Raw genomic sequence first — 16,057 nt, 5'->3', positions numbered from 1 at the left:
TTGGCACAAAAGTAAAGTTAGAATGTGAATGCAGGCCTTTTAATTGGCTACTCTTTTAAGAACCCCTTGTTGCAAGCCAAGAACCTTGTAACTATCGACAGGTGGCATTTCGGCTGAAGTCCCTCCTGTTATTGTAACAGGCTTCGTTGCAAACGTGGTAAAACTAACGAGCAGTCCTTTATCCGTTAATTCGTATTTACTTACAATGGTGCTGCCCGATACAGAAAAAACAGAAGAGAATACATTGCCAATAACATAACTGTCGAGCACAATTGTATTTCGCTCATCTACTTGCCAGTGACCTTTTGCTGTATCAACAGGCTGTAACAAATATGGACGGTTGTCTTGCTGGTTATCGCCATAAACAATTTGCCAGGTGTACCTGCCACTGTCTACGGGCTGAATGTTTAACCGCATTGTAAACTCCTGCGGTTGTTTGCCCGGCCTGATCCAGGTGAGCGTTCCTTTCCAGTTACCAACAAAAGATGCAGGAAAAGAAGATGGTTGTGCAAATGAACACACAACCATCAACAAAAAATATACTGTAAACAGAATACGCATTATGCAGTTACTTCTTTTAATACGCCTAATTCTTTGCCCACTTTTGTAAAGGCAGCGATGGCTTTATCTAAATGTTGCTGATCGTGTGCCGCACTTAACTGTACACGGATGCGTGCCTGGCCTTTTGGTACAACCGGGAAGAAGAAGCCGATGACGTAAATGCCTTCGCTCAGCAATTTCGCTGCAAAGTTTTGTGCCACTACCGCATCGTACAACATAATCGGTACAATCGGGTGATCGCCGGGTTTAATATCAAAACCTGCTGCTGTCATTTTTGTACGGAAGTATTTGGTGTTGGCTTCCAGTTTATCACGCAGCTCAGTTGTTTCGCTCAACAAGTCCATTACAGCAATGGATGCACCCACAATACTTGGCGCCAAGGTATTGCTGAAAAGGTATGGGCGTGAACGCTGGCGCAGCATTTCAATTACTTCTTTACTGCCGCTGGTAAAACCACCGCTGGCACCGCCAAGCGCTTTACCCAATGTGCCGGTAATAATATCAATCTTACCCATCACCCCTCGGTATTCGTGTGTACCACGACCTGTTTTACCTAAGAAGCCGCTGCTGTGGCATTCATCTACCATTATGGCTGCATCATATTTTTCTGCCAGCTCCACTATTTTATCCAGCTGGGCAATGGTGCCATCCATGCTAAAGCTGCCATCGGTTACAATAATTCGGTTACGGGCACCGGCTGCTTCCTGCAGTTTGGCTTCCAGGTCGGCCATGTTGTTATGTTCGTAACGGAAGCGCTGGGCTTTGCACAAACGAACCCCGTCGATAATACTGGCATGGTTCAACGCATCGCTGATGATGGCATCCTGTTCGCCAAACAAAGGCTCGAACACACCACCGTTGGCATCGAAAGCGGCTGCATATAAAATAGTATCTTCTGTACCGAGGAATTTAGAAATTTTTGCTTCCAGTTCTTTATGAATATCCTGCGTACCGCAGATGAAGCGTACACTGCTCATACCAAAGCCCCGCAGGTCGATGTATTTTTTTGCCGCCTCAATTACTTTGGGGTGCGATGACAGGCCGAGGTAGTTATTGGCGCAGAAATTGAGCACAATTTTTCCGTTTACCATGATCTCCGGGCCTTGCGCACTTTCAATGATGCGTTCGGTCTTAAACAGCCCGTTGGCTTTTATCTCATCCAGTTCATTTGCAATTCGTTGCACAAGTTTCGCATTCATACGTCAATAGTTTAGGCGACAAATTTAGGGCGATTCGCCACTCCTTTTATGTGTAACCGATTGCACCTTGGGGATTTTCACATAAATATGTGGGCTAATTGTAACATTTTAGCTCTAACTTCGTCCAACTTCATTAAACAGCTGTTATGCCGCAGGGCCGCAGTACTTGTAAATGAAAAAAGCAACGAACAATCAGATGAAGAAGCAATTAATACTTTTGGCCGCTGTTATTCTTATAACGGTATCTTCTTGGGCTTTGCTTTCGGGTACATCTGCATACAAGAAAATGGCACCTGCATCTCCGGCATGCAAAGAAGCCTGCCAGGAAAAACCTGCCAATACCAACGCTCCCCAAACCGGGTTCTTTATTTTAGATTCGTTTTCAGGATCTCTTTAAAAAATAATTTCATTTCGCTGTAACTTTTAATTCCTGTGTACGTAACACATGTAGTTAAACTTATCATCACGGATCACTAACTGATTTATGACCGCCAGAGAATATAATGATTGTGTGACCCGGTATGCCGATAACGTATACCGTTTTATCCTCAAAAATTTGGGGCACGAGGAAGATGCACGGGATGTTGTGCAGAGTGCTTTCGAAAAATTGTGGGTGAATAAGGACAATGTGGACACCGAAAGGAGCAAATCGTACCTGTTTACGATTGCGTACAATCAAATGATTGACCATATACGCAAACACAAACGGATGACATTGAGAGACGAGTTTGCAGAAGAAGTGCGTATACAGGACCGTCCACAGCACAATATGAAGAAAGTACTGGAAGAAGCCCTGGCCCGGTTAAGTGAAACAGCCCGCAGCCTGGTATTGCTGAAAGATTACGAAGGATACAGTTACGAAGAGATAGGCGAAATAACGGGATTGAACGAGAGCCAGGTAAAAGTGTACTTGCACAGGGCGAGATTGCAATTGAAGAATTACCTAGTGAGTATTGAAAATGTGATGTAGTTAGAAGTTATTAGTCGGAAAGTCAGAAAGAACAATGCTGACAGATGAATAATCTTCCGGACTTCGGTCTTACCGACTTTCGGACAAAAAATAAAAAATGAATATTAACCGCCATAATTACGAAGAATTTTTCCTCCTGTATGTCGACAATGAGTTGACAGCCGGGCAACGGGAAATTGTGGAAGCTTTTGTGGCGGCCAATCCCGACCTGCAGGAAGAGTTCGCTCTCATCAATCAATCTACGTTTACAGCTGATGCCAAACTGGATGATGCATTTATGCAGTCGCTGTTGAAACCGGTTGAAGAAAGCAGTGTAAACGAAGAGCAACTTTTATTGTATGTTGATGAAGAATTACCTGCTGCTGAAAAAGCGAACGTAGAAAAAGAACTGCTTACAAATACCAGCCTGCAAAAAGAGTTGCTTTGGTTACGCCGCAGCCAGGTTAAACCAGATACGTCGATTGTATTTCCTGATAAACAATTACTGTACAAACAAGCCGAACCTGCCCGTGTGTTTTCATTAAGTGCATCGGCAAGGCGCTGGAGTGCAGCTGCAGCTGTGGTTGTATTGCTCGGCAGTGCAATGTGGTTAATGATGGATAAAGAGTATACTCCTGATGCAACAAAAGTTGCAGTAGCTGAACGTACAAATGGACAACAAAAAGCAACGCAATCGCCAAAAACAGTTATAGAAATTTTAGAAGAGGAAAAAAAGAAACAAGATGCAGAAAACGGTTCTGTTGCCGTAAATGAAACAATTAATGCACAAAACAACACGCAAACAAATACGGTTACTGTATCAACAACTGTGGTAAATAACAATACAGGTAACACAACAACCACAACAAAACCAAATGTAGAGGTAGAACCTGTTACTACAACACAACCAGATGTTGCAAAAAATAATTTTGATGTTCCCAGTAACAATTCTGCAACACCAACCGTACAACCTATAGAAACAAGCACAGCAACCAACGCCGCTTATACACTTTACAACAACGATGTAGCTGCAGTTGACAACGAAGAAGACAATGAGCTTCTTACCGAAGAAAGACAACGCAGAAGTGGTATAGCAGGGTTACTTAAAAAAGCAAAACGGACGTTTGAACGTAAAACCGGTATTCAGTCAGGCAGCTCCGAAGTACGCTTTGCTGTGTTTGCAGTAAACACCCAATAACAAAAAACTTTAAACGGAAATTTTATGAAGCAGTCTTTATTCGCATTGCTTGGTCTCATCGTATGCCTTGGCGTTAATGCACAAACCGACACCACCAAACCACAAAGCGCCGACACCATTAAGATCGGCAACATGGTCATCATTAAAAAGAATGATGGCAAAGAAAAAAAAGAAGAGAAGAAAGATGATAACAACGAAGATGGCGGTACAACCGTAGAAATTAAAAAGCGTAAAGAGTACAAAAAGTCGAACGTGAGTACCAACTGGTTGATTGTTGATCTTGGTTTTTCCAATGTAAATGATCAAACCAATTATGCAGCACCTGCAACACAGGCCTTCTTCCCCGGCGGCACCAAAGAACAACTGGATTTACGCAACGGCCGTTCCATTAACGTAAACGTTTGGTTCTTTATGCAGCGTGTAAACATCATTCAACACGTGGTAAACCTGAAATATGGTTTAGGTGTTGAAATGAACAACTACAGTTTCGAAAAAAGTGTGCGTTACAATACCGAGCCAACAACCAACATTACCATCGACAACATCAAGTACCGCAAAAACAAACTGGCTGCCGATTATTTAACGGTGCCGGTTATGCTCGATTTCAACTTTGCACCCAAACGCAAAAGAGGTTATGGCTTTAGTGCAGGTGTAAGCGCAGGTTACCTGTATGCAGCCCGCCAGAAAATGAAAAGCGAACAGAACGGTAAAGAAAAAGTAAGAAGCGACTTTAACCTGGAACCATGGAAGCTTTCTGCAATCGGCGAATTGAACCTTGGTGCAGTACGTCTCTACGGAAGCTATGCGTTGAACGATTTACATAAAAACGGATTACAACAAACACCTTACAACATTGGTATCCGGCTTAGCAGCTGGTAATACAGCTAACGCTGTATTCTCTGGCTGGCCGCTCTCGAAAGGGAGCGGCTTTTTTTATCCCCTCCCGGGAGGGGTTGGGGAGGGTATTTTCCTTAATTTGCTCACTCAAAAAAAACAGATGAGTTATAAAGTAATCGATATTGAAGGTATTGGCCCTAACTATGCAGCAAGGCTTGAAACCATGGCCATTTTTACTACCGATGATTTGCTGGCGCAAGGAAGTACAAAAAAAGGTAGAGTTGGCATAAGTGAAGTGACCGGTATACCCGAAAACCTGATTCTTACCTGGGTCAACCATGCCGATCTGCATCGTATTACCGGTGTTGCCGGACAAACAGCAGAACTGCTGGAAGCTGCCGGTGTAGATACCGTAAAAGAACTGGCGCACCGCAATGCCGAAAACCTGCACGCAAAGCTTGTTGAAACAAATGAACAGTTTGGCTTAACCGGCAAAGTGCCTTCTGCCGAATCGTTAGCAGAGATGATTGCACAGGCAAAAACACTGGAGCAAAAAGTTTTTCACTAAGCATTTTTTCGATCAATAATAAAAAGCCGCCTGATAAAGAGCGGCTTTTTTTATTCCTGTTCAAACACGAATTATCCCCATTGGCATCAATAGTTTGTTAATTAGATTTACCACAGAAAATATGGAATAATTTTTCGTCGTTATATACGTACCATCGAAAACAACGTGTAAAATGAAAAGCCAATCAACCTTGCTGGTTATTTGCAGTGCAGTAATGCTGGCCCTGTCGGGTTTCAGCTTTTTTCATCGAAATAAAACAGCGCAGGTATACAAAAAGCCTGTGCGTACTACTTCTACCTACCGGATTGTAATTGATAAAAGTCATTACGAATTAAAATTATACGATGAAGAAGGATGGGTGTCAACTTACCCGGTTGTTTTCGGCACCAGCGAAATGACCGATAAGATGATGGAAGGAGACCGCCGCACACCCGAAGGCCAGTATAAAATCATTGCAAAGAAGTTGCACCCCGAGTGGGGACATTTTCTTTTGCTCGACTATCCCACACAAACCGATTTAGAAAAATTCAATGCCCGTAAATCGCAAGGCATCATACCTTCCAATGCAAAACCAGGTGGCGGTATCGGCATCCACGCCACACGCCGTAACGAAGACAGGTTTGTTGATTATTATTATAACTGGACACTCGGCTGCATTTCAACCAAACGGGAATATGCAAAAGAACTGTACGACCTGTTACCTGTTGGAACAGAAGTAACTATCCTTCATTAAAATACCCGCTGCACGGTATAGTAAGGCGAAGCAGAAAAAAGTTTCTTTGGTTTCAAACTCCACAACATGAAACCGAAACTCAGCCTGATGCTGGTATTTATCTGCAGCAGCGTCAGTTTAACTGCCCAAAAACTTTCGAAAGAAGGCACACACGAAATTTCCAAAAAAGCAAACAAAGGTTATTTGTATGAGCCCGTTATTGACGAAGGCAAGAACGAGCTTACGATGACTTACGTTACCAAAGCCACGAACAAAAAGGCAAAGTTTGAAACCTATCGCTTCGATCTCGATTTCAACTTTAAAGGAATGGAAGAGAGCGAACAGCCGATGGAAAAAGTGAAAGGATACAAAGTTGATAAAGGGGAGGAATATACCCTCAACTCGCTCACTGTTGAAACAAACTTCATGGGCACATTGGTGCTTCGCCGTAAAATTATTAAACGCAAATGGAACTGGTTCTGGGGTGGCTACGATTCAAAAATTTCTTTGGCCGATAAACTGAAGCCTAAAACAGATGACGGAGAAAAACTGTTTTACTTTGCTCATACCGAACAGGATGAACTGGAAAGCATTTTGGTTATTGCCGGAGCTAAAGGTCCAATGACAAAGGATCCCATGCGCCAGTACAAAGAAATACATGTAATGCGGTTTGATACAGAGATGAACCGCATCGGCGATCAAACCATCAACTTCGATACACCACAATCAATAGCCGGCATCAGCAGTGCCGATAATGATGAAGATGCCAATGCAGAAGATGATATCCTCATCCTCTTTGCACCTATGGGTGGCAAGGGTATGAAGAACATTGCTGACCCCGACCCTACCAATTACACATTTGTGCGTTTGGGTTACGATGGTAAAATAAAAGAACGCATTGCTGTTAAATCAAAGACAGGCATTTTTAACGGCAACATGTTTGTACAAACAAACGATGGCGTATTAATTCTTGGAGCAACAGGCAGCGATGATGATTATTACAATGAAAAATTCACCACGCCACAACCTGCTTCAGATGCAAGGGAAGGACAAAACGATGAGTTTAAAGCAAAAGGTTTCCAGGTAGTGAAAATCAGTAATGGTAAAGTAGACTTTGTTACCAACAATACATTGGATGATTTTGAAGCCAAAGCAAAATCGCCTGCATCACAAAAGAAAAAACCGGAATACACCGGTAAAAAATTCCGAATTGCCGATTTAAAAGTTTCACCCAATGGCGATATTTTTCTTACCGGTCAGAAGTATAAAAAAACAAACGGCCCAAAACTGTTAGGTGGCAGCGGCGGTGCATCCATTAAGTATGAAGATATTATTATGATGCATTTTGGCAGCACCGGTTCGTTAAAAGCAGCCTATGGCGTACGCAGAGAAGAAAATGATAAAGAAGCAAGTATGTCTCCCAACAGCCAGACACTTGTGTTCAGCAACGATGGCAACAAACTCTATTGGATGATTATGGAAATGGCCGGTGTTAAAACCGAACGTGAACTGGGCGAAAGCAAATACAAATTCTTAGTTTATCCCAGTGTAAGTGTAATTGATATTAACAATGCGGCTATTGGAGAGTTTGCACAATTTGGGCAAGGTAAAAGCGATTATTATGTAAATAACAAATACCCCTTCCTGCCAATTGGTAAAGGACAACTTGTTTTTCTTGGCGAAAACAAAAGCGGTAAAACACTGTGGTTTGCTAAAATGCCTTTAGAATAAAAATTTGCAACAGGAGTTTACCCAAAATCCCGTGTTGTAAAAAAGAACCCCGCTTCGGCGGGGTTTACTTTTTTATAATTTACCTTTTACAATTTCATCTACAACACCGGGATCGAGCAGTGTACTTGTATCGCCCAGGCTACCGGTTTCTCCTTCTGCAATTTTGCGTAAGATGCGGCGCATAATTTTTCCACTGCGTGTTTTCGGTAAGCCGCTTACAAACTGAATTTTGTCGGGCTTTGCAATAGGGCCAATTACACGTGTTACTGTTTGCAGAATATCTTTTCGTGTAAGCTCTTCATCGTTGTTGTGCATGTGGCCATAAATCACATACGCATAAATACCTTGCCCTTTTACATCGTGCGGATAACCTACTACTGCACTCTCTACAACACCTGCGTGCATGTTAATGGCGTTTTCCACTTCAGCCGTACCAATACGATGACCGCTTACATTCAACACATCATCTACACGACCGGTAATACGGAAATTGCCATCTGCATCTTTCAACGCACCATCGCCGGTAAAATATAAATTCTCATATGTTGCAAAATAGTTTTGTCTGCAACGTTCATGATCGCCATAGGTTGTACGCAGTATTGCAGGCCATGGAGCTTTTATACACAGATTGCCTTTAATAATACCATCTTCATCGGCCTTTGTTACTTCCTCGCCTTTTTCATCAACTAAGATCGGTTGCACACCCGGCATGGGCAATGTAGCCCAACTTGGTTTTGCTGGTGTAACACCTGCCATGTTTGAAATTAAGCAACCGCCTGTTTCTGTTTGCCACCAGGTATCAACAATGGGGCATTTGCCTTTACCCACATGCTCATCGTACCAATGCCAAGCTTCTTCATTGATTGGTTCTCCAACAGTGCCGAGTATTTTTAAGGAGGAGAGATCTTTTCCTTTCAATGGTTCCAAACCAAAACCCATTAAGCTGCGGATGGCTGTTGGTGCAGTATAAAGAATATTTACTTTATGTTTCTCAACAATATCCCAGAAACGTCCTGCATCGGGCCATGTAGGAATACCTTCGAACATTAACGAAGTACCACCTGCACTCAATGGACCGTAAAGGATATAACTATGACCGGTGATCCAGCCAATATCGGCTGTACAAAAATGTACATCGCCGGGTTTGTATTGAAATACATTTACAAATGTGTAGTTGGTCCACAACATATAACCTGCACTGCTGTGCACCACACCTTTAGGTTTACCGGTTGAACCGCTGGTATATAAAATAAACAGCGGATCTTCTGCATCCATTTCTTCTGCAGGAAATGATACCACACCGTTTTGTTCTACCTGGTGTTCTGCATGTTCCATTTCATCTTCCCACCAAACATCTCTTCCTTTTAACATTGATACAGGCGTACGTGTACGTGTATAAACAATTACTTTCTTCACTGTACGGTTACCGATTAACGCATCATCAATTACACTCTTGAGTGGAATATCTTTATTGCCACGGTAAGCACCATCGCAGGTAACAATGAACTCGGCCTGCGCATCATATAAACGATCGGCAATACTTTGTGCACTGAAGCCACCAAAGATCACACTGTGTATTGCACCAATACGTGCACAACCTAATACGGCATATGCCAGTTCGGGTACCATGCCCATGTAAATACAAACACGATCTCCTTTTTTTACCCCGTTGTTTTTTAACACCTGTGCAAACTGACAAACACGTTTATGCAAACGGTTATAAGTTACAATGCGTACACGATCTTCGGGATTGTTGGGTTCCCATATAATGGCAGGCTTATCGCCCATCGTTGCAAGATGACGGTCGATACAGTTTTCCGTGATGTTGAGCTTTGCGCCGGCAAACCACTCAACTTTTGGTTCTTTAAAATTCCAGTTGAGCACTTTGTCCCACTTTTTGCGCCACTGAAAATTTTCAGCTATATCGCCCCAGAAACCATCAGGGTCATCAACACTTCGCTTATAATCTGCTTTGTACTGTTCGAGAGATGTAATTTGGTAAGGATAACTCATAGCAAACGATCTGTAAAATTTAAGGGTCACAAGTTAGCAAAAATAGCCGTACAGGTTGTTTGGGAACGTTTGCATAGTAAAATTCAAAAAACGAACACCTGTCATCAAAGAGATGACTTATATTTCAAACTCGATACGATTGATCTTGCCGGAGCTGAACTAAGTTTATCTGCTGCATGCAATGATCGGTATGTATTGTTTACAATCACTAACTCAACTACACGAATTGCATGAAGCCTCAGAACAAAGGTATCTGGAAGATTATCGGCGCATCATCGCTGGGTACACTCATTGAGTGGTACGACTTTTATATTTTCGGAAGTCTTGCCACTGTAATTGCCAACCAGTTTTTCCCTAAAACAAATCCAACTGCTGCGTTACTTTCTACACTTGCCACATTTGCTGCAGGTTTTATTGTTCGTCCGTTTGGTGCGTTGGTATTTGGCCGACTTGGCGATATGATTGGCCGTAAGTACACGTTCCTTTTAACATTGGTATTAATGGGTGGTGCTACGTTTGGTATTGGCCTTGTACCTGGTTACGAAAAAATTGGTTTTGCTGCACCCATCATTGTGTTGCTGCTGCGCTTATTACAAGGTCTTGCATTAGGTGGCGAATACGGTGGTGCTGCAACATATGTTGCAGAGCATGCACCTGCAGATAAGAGAGGTTATTTTACTTCGTGGATACAAACAACCGCAACATTGGGTTTATTTGTGTCGCTGGGTGTTATTCTTTTAACCAGACATGGCCTTGACAGCGATCCTGCAAAATCCATTGCCAAGTTTAACGATTGGGGTTGGCGTATTCCGTTTCTTGTTTCGATTTTGTTAGTTGGTGTATCCATCTACATCCGTTTAAAAATGAGCGAATCACCGTTATATGCCAAGTTAAAATCAGAAGGCAAAACATCGGTGAACCCATTAAAGGAAAGCTTTGCGCATAAAGGAAATCTGAAGATGGTGTTGCTGGCATTATTTGGTGCAACCATGGGACAAGGTGTTATCTGGTACACCGGCCAGTTTTATGCACAATCGTTTTTAGAAAATGTATGTAAACTCGATTTTGATCAGAGCCGGACTATTTTAATATGGGCCATTGTTTTTGCCACACCATTCTTTGTGGTGTTCGGCAGCCTGAGTGATAAGATTGGCAGAAAGTGGATTATGATTATTGGTATGCTGGCAGGAGTGTTGTTGTATCGCCCCATCTTCAACATCTTTAAACAGGATACGAATGTAAAAGAATGGTTGCAGCAGGATCTTACGGTGGTAAAGCAAGACAGCAGTACAACAGTTCTCACAGATAAGACATTAGCTGTTACAAAAACAGTTTTTCAAAATCAGGCCAACATGCAGTTTACCGAAATAAAAACCGATACACTGCACACAAACAATATTCGTATTGCAGATACAAAACCTGTGTACACAGCTGTTACATTAAATACATCAACGTACATCAAATTTGCAGCATTGGTTTTCCTGCTCATTCTATTTGTTACAATGGTGTACGGGCCAATAGCTGCATTCCTGGTTGAATTATTTCCAACGAAGATCCGTTACACATCCATGAGCTTGCCTTACCATATCGGCAATGGAGTGTTCGGAGGTTTAACGCCGTTTATTGCAACCTTGCTGACTACTATTTATACCAATGATGCATTGGTTGGTTTATGGTATCCGATTATTGTTGCAGCAGTTTGTATGATCATTGGCGCATTGTACATCAATAATAAAATTGATCCGAACGTAAACGACTAACCCTACAACAACAAATTATTTACTTACGCTTAACAGTAGATGTTATGAATAAATTAAAACGATATGCCGGTATTCTGTGGATAGTACTCGGGCCGTTAACCTGTTACTTCCTCATCAGCACAGCCATTGCCGAAATAAAAAGTAAACCCGTTATTGATACAAAAATTCAATGGGCCGTATTTGTCATTGTGTTTATTCCCATTGCTATTGGTATGATCATTTTCGGATGGTATGCGTTGAAAGGCGAATACGATCACCTGCCGGAAAATTCCGACGAGGTAACCGATTAAAAATTACTGTAACAGTGCAGCGAACTGGTAGGGTTTGTGGTCTAAGTTTTTGAAAGAACGAACGATCCCCTATTGATTCTGTTCGATGTCTGTTCATATGGTTGGTTTTTTTAAGCCCCCTGATCTTCATCAGGGGGCTTTTCTTTCACAGAAAATACAACTGAATAATGGTTACATTTGAGCTTGCTTGAACGTATGGCTACAATTATTCGACTTCTTGTTAAAACAATTTTCTCATTTCTGCTTCTCCTCTGCTACAAAACAGCTACAGCACAATGTACAGGCAACGTATTGTTTTATGAAAATTTTGGCGGAGGCATCAGCTCACCGTTAACAGGCTCGCCACTTGCACCCGGTGTTACAAGCTATGCATTTGATTCACTCGGTGTAATCAACGATGGTGAATACGGCATCCGTAAAACAACAGCCGATATTGTAACGGGAGGCAGACAGTTTAATACCTGGCATATTGGTAACGATCGCTCATCGGGCGGCAATATGATGATTGTAAATGCCGATTATACAGCAGGTAAATTTTACGAAACAAGAGTGAATAATTTATGCTCCGGTTCTCAGCTGTACTTTTCTGCTTGGATTGCCAATCTTATGCCACTTGGTTCCAGCAATCCTTTAGATCCCATCATCCGTTTCGAAATAAGCAGCGCCACTTCGGGTAATGTGCTGGCAAGTTTTCTTACACCAACCATTCCCCGCTTCAGCAATTTTACATGGGATAAGTATGGGTTTCCGTTTTCCTTACCTGCAGGCGAAACTTCGGTTATTCTCCGCATTTTCAATAACCAGGTTGGTGGTTTAGGGAACGATCTTGCATTGGATGATATTGAATTTACATTATGCGGACCGGACATGACAACCACTATAAGCGGCGGTTATCAAAACAGCAGCGATGCATGTATTGGCAGTAATCTGCAATTAAATGTAAATGTGGCAAATGGATTTTATGCTACCCCTGCGTACCAATGGCAGTTTAATAACGGTAACGGTTGGGCGAACATTCCTTTTGCAACAACTACCAGTCTCAATATTACCAATGCACAAACGAGCGACAGTGGTTCGTACCGTTTACTTGTTGCCGAAGCTGTAAACATCAACTCTACCAACTGCAGGGCTATTTCGCCTGTAATGAATGTTAACATTTACCGGCCACAGCCTCCGCAATTACGCAGCAATGCACCTGTGTGCGAACAATTACCGCTGCATATTTCAACACCGGTAACAGCATTGCAATACAATTGGTCCAAGGGTGCTGTGCCCATCAACAATCCAAACGATTCGTTGATCTTTTTTCCTGCAGCTGTAAGCGATGGCGGCACCTATAATCTTCAGTTAATCACCAACGGCGGGTGTGTAAGCAACGGTTCCATTACTGTTGCAGTTCAGCCCAATCTTTTTCAGCAATTAACTCCCAACGATACGGTGTTATGCGATGCACAGGTGTTACCTGTTGATGTACAGCAATCAACTCCTGCAACTTATTTATGGAATGATGGCAATACATCAGCTCAGCGGACTTTATCCAACACCGGCACCTACACTTTATATACTACCAACAATGTTTGCAGCAGGCGGGATACGTTTGATATCGGTCGCAACTTTACACCAACTGTTGCATTAGGTAACGATACATTACTTTGTTTCAGCGAGCAGGTTGTCTTACATGCCAAACATCCATTGGCCGAAACGTATTTATGGAGCAACAACTCTACCGACACAAGTATTACTGTAACCACACCCGGCTTGTACACTGTTGCTGTAGGTAATTTCTGCGGTACTGTAACTGATGCAATCATGATTGATTTTAAAGATTGTGCCGATATGATCTTTATGCCGAACGTATTTACACCAAATGGTGATGGGTTGAATGATGTTTTAAAGGCAAAAGCTTACTTCCGTATCGATTCGTTTGAGTTGCGGATCTATAACCGCTGGGGACAACAGATTTTTGTTTCTCCATCATTAAACATTGGCTGGAACGGCACCATGAATAATCAGAAAGCACCGCCCGGCCAATATGTATGGACGCTTGTATACAAACGCAACGATAAGCTGTATAAACAGAAGGGAACGGTATTGCTGATACCTTAGCTGTAGACTGAAATGATTTTATTTTACTTTTGAACCAAACACAGCGTATGTCGATTGAAGTAAATAACCTGGTAAAAAATTATGGTGAGCAGAAAGCGGTGAACGGTATTTCGTTTAAAGTGAACAAAGGGGAGATCGTTGGTTTTCTCGGGCCCAACGGTGCAGGCAAAAGTACAACAATGAAAATGATCACGGGTTACCTGCAACCCAGCGGAGGCGAAGCGTTGGTATGCAACATTAAAGTAAACGACCAATCGACTGAAACAAAACAAAAGATCGGTTACTTACCCGAAAGCAATGCCTTGTATTACGATATGTATGTTCGGGAATATCTTGCGTTTATTGCCGAAGTTCATCAAATCGAAAATCAAAAATCAAAAATCGAACATGTTATTGAGCAGGTTGGGTTAACACCGGAAGCACATAAAAAAATTGCACAGCTTTCTAAAGGTTATAAGCAACGTGTTGGTTTGGCAGCTGCATTAATTCATGATCCTGAAGTGTTGATACTGGATGAACCGACAAGCGGATTAGATCCCAACCAGATTGTTGAAATACGGAATGTAATTAAAGAGCTTGGCAAAAATAAAACGGTGTTGTTCTCTTCGCATATTATGCAGGAAGTACAGGCACTTTGCGAACGGGTCATCATCATTAACAAAGGAAACATTGTGGCAGATGATCAGCTCTCACACTTAGTAAAAAATATACACTCCGGTTCTGTTACGCTTGAAATTAAAGAAGAAATAGATGAATCGTTGTTTAATCAAATTCAAAATATCTCAAGAGTCAACAGAACTACATGGAACTTTAAAACAGATAACCCGGAGCAGTTAAAAAAACAGTTATTACAGATTTGCGTTGAAAAGAACCTGAATATTCTTTCACTTACGAGTGATACTAATAATCTTGAAGATGTATTTAGAAGTTTAACAGCGTAGCGTTGTCTGCTATTGATAAAATAAGCACCTTCCAAATTAAGCAAATGAAAAACAAATGACTACCCAAGGTTACTTGTACATTATTATCCTGATAATTGCTGACCTCATTAGCTACCGTATTATGTTAAAAAAGTCCATAGCAGATTTTTTCAGGCTTAACAAACTCATTACAAACGGAGACACAGCTACAGGAGAAGTTATTGATATTATTGAACAACCCGATTTAGATGATCGTACTCAATATGCTCCATTAATTCGTTACGTTATCAACGGCATTGAGTACAAGTATCTATCGGATAACTTTTCGTTTAACAAACCAATTTTAGGAAGCGCTGTTAGTATTTGTTACAATAACAATAATCCGTATGAAGTGATCGATTCTCCTAAAACCACTTTATTATTCAAAGCTTTTATAATTATTTTCATTCTGGTAGTAATGGCGGGGATAAACTTTGGGGTTTTATACAATGTGTTTTTTTCTTAAAATCATCACTTCATCAACCTCCCTACTCCCTTCACCAATATCCATCCAATCAACAACAACATCAGCACTGCAATAACAATGGGTGCAATAAAACTTAATGCAGTACCGCTGATGGCTGCTGCATTTTCACTTGTTGAAACAACTACATTTCCTGCACCGGCTGTTGTTTTGGTAGAGAACAAACGCAGCAATCCGGTACCTGCCTGTACTGTACCTGCAGCGCCACCTCCGGCAATAATGGCAAGTATCCATTTCAACAACGGGTTAAAATCGGCGATGGGTAAAAATGAAGCTGCAAGAATAGTTCCTGCAGCAACTGCCAAAGGTGTGGCAATTGTATCGAGCAGATTATCTACAAACGGAATATAGTACGCAGCAATTTCCAAAACAGCAGCAGTAGCAAAACAAAGTAATGCAGGTAACGAACCCATCCACTGCATATCTGCCGGCAATGCATACCATTGCTGCCAGGCTGCAAAACTTGCGCCCAACATCGGCACAAACACCCGGAAACCGCAGCAGGCACTCAATGCAATTCCCATAGCAATGGCTGTAATCAACTGCACGTCCATACAATCGTTTGTTGTAGTTAAAAATAATCAATTTCACTGCTTTTAATCATTGTTCCTCCCGTTGAATGTCTTTTCTTTGCAGCGCAAACAAAAAAGTCAGAAAAGAGAAGAGTCAGAAAGTCCGAGAGAAATGACT

Annotated in this window: 15 protein-coding genes; 11 read left to right on the top strand and 4 right to left on the bottom strand. The window is 41.9% G+C overall.

What is annotated here, in order from left to right:
• Positions 1-39: 39 nt before the first annotated feature.
• Both IQ13_RS07755 and kbl read right to left on the bottom strand, forming a co-directional pair.
• The gene (locus tag IQ13_RS07755) at positions 40-561 is read right to left on the bottom strand and encodes a hypothetical protein (RefSeq protein WP_144885654.1); all 522 of its coding nucleotides are present in this window, start codon (positions 559-561) and stop codon (positions 40-42) included.
• Positions 561-1,760 carry a glycine C-acetyltransferase gene (kbl, locus tag IQ13_RS07750; protein ID WP_144885652.1) on the bottom strand — a complete coding sequence of 400 codons (1,200 nt, stop codon included), beginning with the start codon at positions 1,758-1,760 and terminating at the stop codon, positions 561-563. Before kbl ends, IQ13_RS07755 begins: the two co-directional genes overlap by 1 nt.
• A gap of 484 nt (positions 1,761-2,244) precedes the next feature.
• Between kbl and IQ13_RS07745 the strand changes: the two genes are divergently transcribed.
• The 6 genes from IQ13_RS07745 to IQ13_RS07720 all read left to right on the top strand — a co-directional run bounded on the left by IQ13_RS07745 (position 2,245) and on the right by IQ13_RS07720 (position 7,755).
• On the top strand, positions 2,245-2,730 hold the full coding sequence (locus IQ13_RS07745) for an RNA polymerase sigma factor (RefSeq protein ID WP_144885650.1): 486 nt from the start codon (positions 2,245-2,247) through the stop codon (positions 2,728-2,730).
• Between the two features lie 97 nt (positions 2,731-2,827).
• A complete protein-coding gene (locus IQ13_RS07740) occupies positions 2,828-3,907 on the top strand; it encodes an anti-sigma factor (RefSeq protein WP_144885648.1) in 1,080 nt (359 codons plus the stop codon).
• 24 nt (positions 3,908-3,931) lie between these two features.
• The gene (locus IQ13_RS07735; RefSeq protein WP_144885645.1) at positions 3,932-4,786 is read left to right on the top strand and encodes an outer membrane beta-barrel protein; all 855 of its coding nucleotides are present in this window, start codon (positions 3,932-3,934) and stop codon (positions 4,784-4,786) included.
• A 118-nt stretch (positions 4,787-4,904) separates the two neighbouring features.
• Positions 4,905-5,312 (top strand): DUF4332 domain-containing protein, encoded by a 408-nt coding sequence (locus IQ13_RS07730; protein WP_144885644.1) that lies wholly within the window; start codon positions 4,905-4,907, stop codon positions 5,310-5,312.
• 172 nt (positions 5,313-5,484) lie between these two features.
• On the top strand, positions 5,485-6,045 hold the full coding sequence (locus tag IQ13_RS07725; RefSeq protein WP_144885642.1) for a L,D-transpeptidase family protein: 561 nt from the start codon (positions 5,485-5,487) through the stop codon (positions 6,043-6,045).
• Between the two features lie 66 nt (positions 6,046-6,111).
• Positions 6,112-7,755 (top strand): hypothetical protein, encoded by a 1,644-nt coding sequence (locus IQ13_RS07720; protein ID WP_144885640.1) that lies wholly within the window; start codon positions 6,112-6,114, stop codon positions 7,753-7,755.
• A 72-nt stretch (positions 7,756-7,827) separates the two neighbouring features.
• Here IQ13_RS07720 and acs read toward each other — a convergent pair whose 3' ends face one another.
• Positions 7,828-9,768, bottom strand: a complete 1,941-nt coding sequence (gene acs / locus IQ13_RS07715; RefSeq protein WP_144885638.1) for an acetate--CoA ligase — start codon at positions 9,766-9,768, stop codon at positions 7,828-7,830.
• A 230-nt stretch (positions 9,769-9,998) separates the two neighbouring features.
• On the opposite strand from acs, the gene IQ13_RS07710 reads away from it, so the two are divergent.
• From IQ13_RS07710 to IQ13_RS07690, 5 genes are all read left to right on the top strand, one after another.
• The gene (locus tag IQ13_RS07710) at positions 9,999-11,528 is read left to right on the top strand and encodes an MFS transporter (RefSeq protein WP_144885636.1); all 1,530 of its coding nucleotides are present in this window, start codon (positions 9,999-10,001) and stop codon (positions 11,526-11,528) included.
• Positions 11,529-11,572: 44 nt separating this feature from the next.
• Positions 11,573-11,818 (top strand): DUF6814 family protein, encoded by a 246-nt coding sequence (locus IQ13_RS07705; protein ID WP_144885635.1) that lies wholly within the window; start codon positions 11,573-11,575, stop codon positions 11,816-11,818.
• A 195-nt stretch (positions 11,819-12,013) separates the two neighbouring features.
• Positions 12,014-13,924 (top strand): T9SS type B sorting domain-containing protein, encoded by a 1,911-nt coding sequence (locus IQ13_RS07700; protein ID WP_144885633.1) that lies wholly within the window; start codon positions 12,014-12,016, stop codon positions 13,922-13,924.
• A gap of 47 nt (positions 13,925-13,971) precedes the next feature.
• On the top strand, positions 13,972-14,865 hold the full coding sequence (gene gldA, locus IQ13_RS07695) for a gliding motility-associated ABC transporter ATP-binding subunit GldA (RefSeq protein WP_144885631.1): 894 nt from the start codon (positions 13,972-13,974) through the stop codon (positions 14,863-14,865).
• 55 nt (positions 14,866-14,920) lie between these two features.
• Complete coding sequence (locus IQ13_RS07690) at positions 14,921-15,349, top strand: DUF3592 domain-containing protein (protein ID WP_144885630.1); 429 nt, start codon at positions 14,921-14,923, stop codon at positions 15,347-15,349.
• A 5-nt stretch (positions 15,350-15,354) separates the two neighbouring features.
• On the opposite strand, the gene IQ13_RS07685 is transcribed toward IQ13_RS07690, so the two are convergent.
• Positions 15,355-15,921, bottom strand: coding sequence for a DUF4126 domain-containing protein (locus IQ13_RS07685; RefSeq protein WP_144885628.1), 567 nt, complete (start codon positions 15,919-15,921; stop codon positions 15,355-15,357).
• Positions 15,922-16,057 lie beyond the last annotated feature (136 nt).

It is taken from the genome of Lacibacter cauensis (assembly GCF_007830055.1).
GTDB lineage: Bacteria > Bacteroidota > Bacteroidia > Chitinophagales > Chitinophagaceae > Lacibacter > Lacibacter cauensis.
This window is presented reverse-complemented; position numbering and strand designations above follow the sequence as displayed.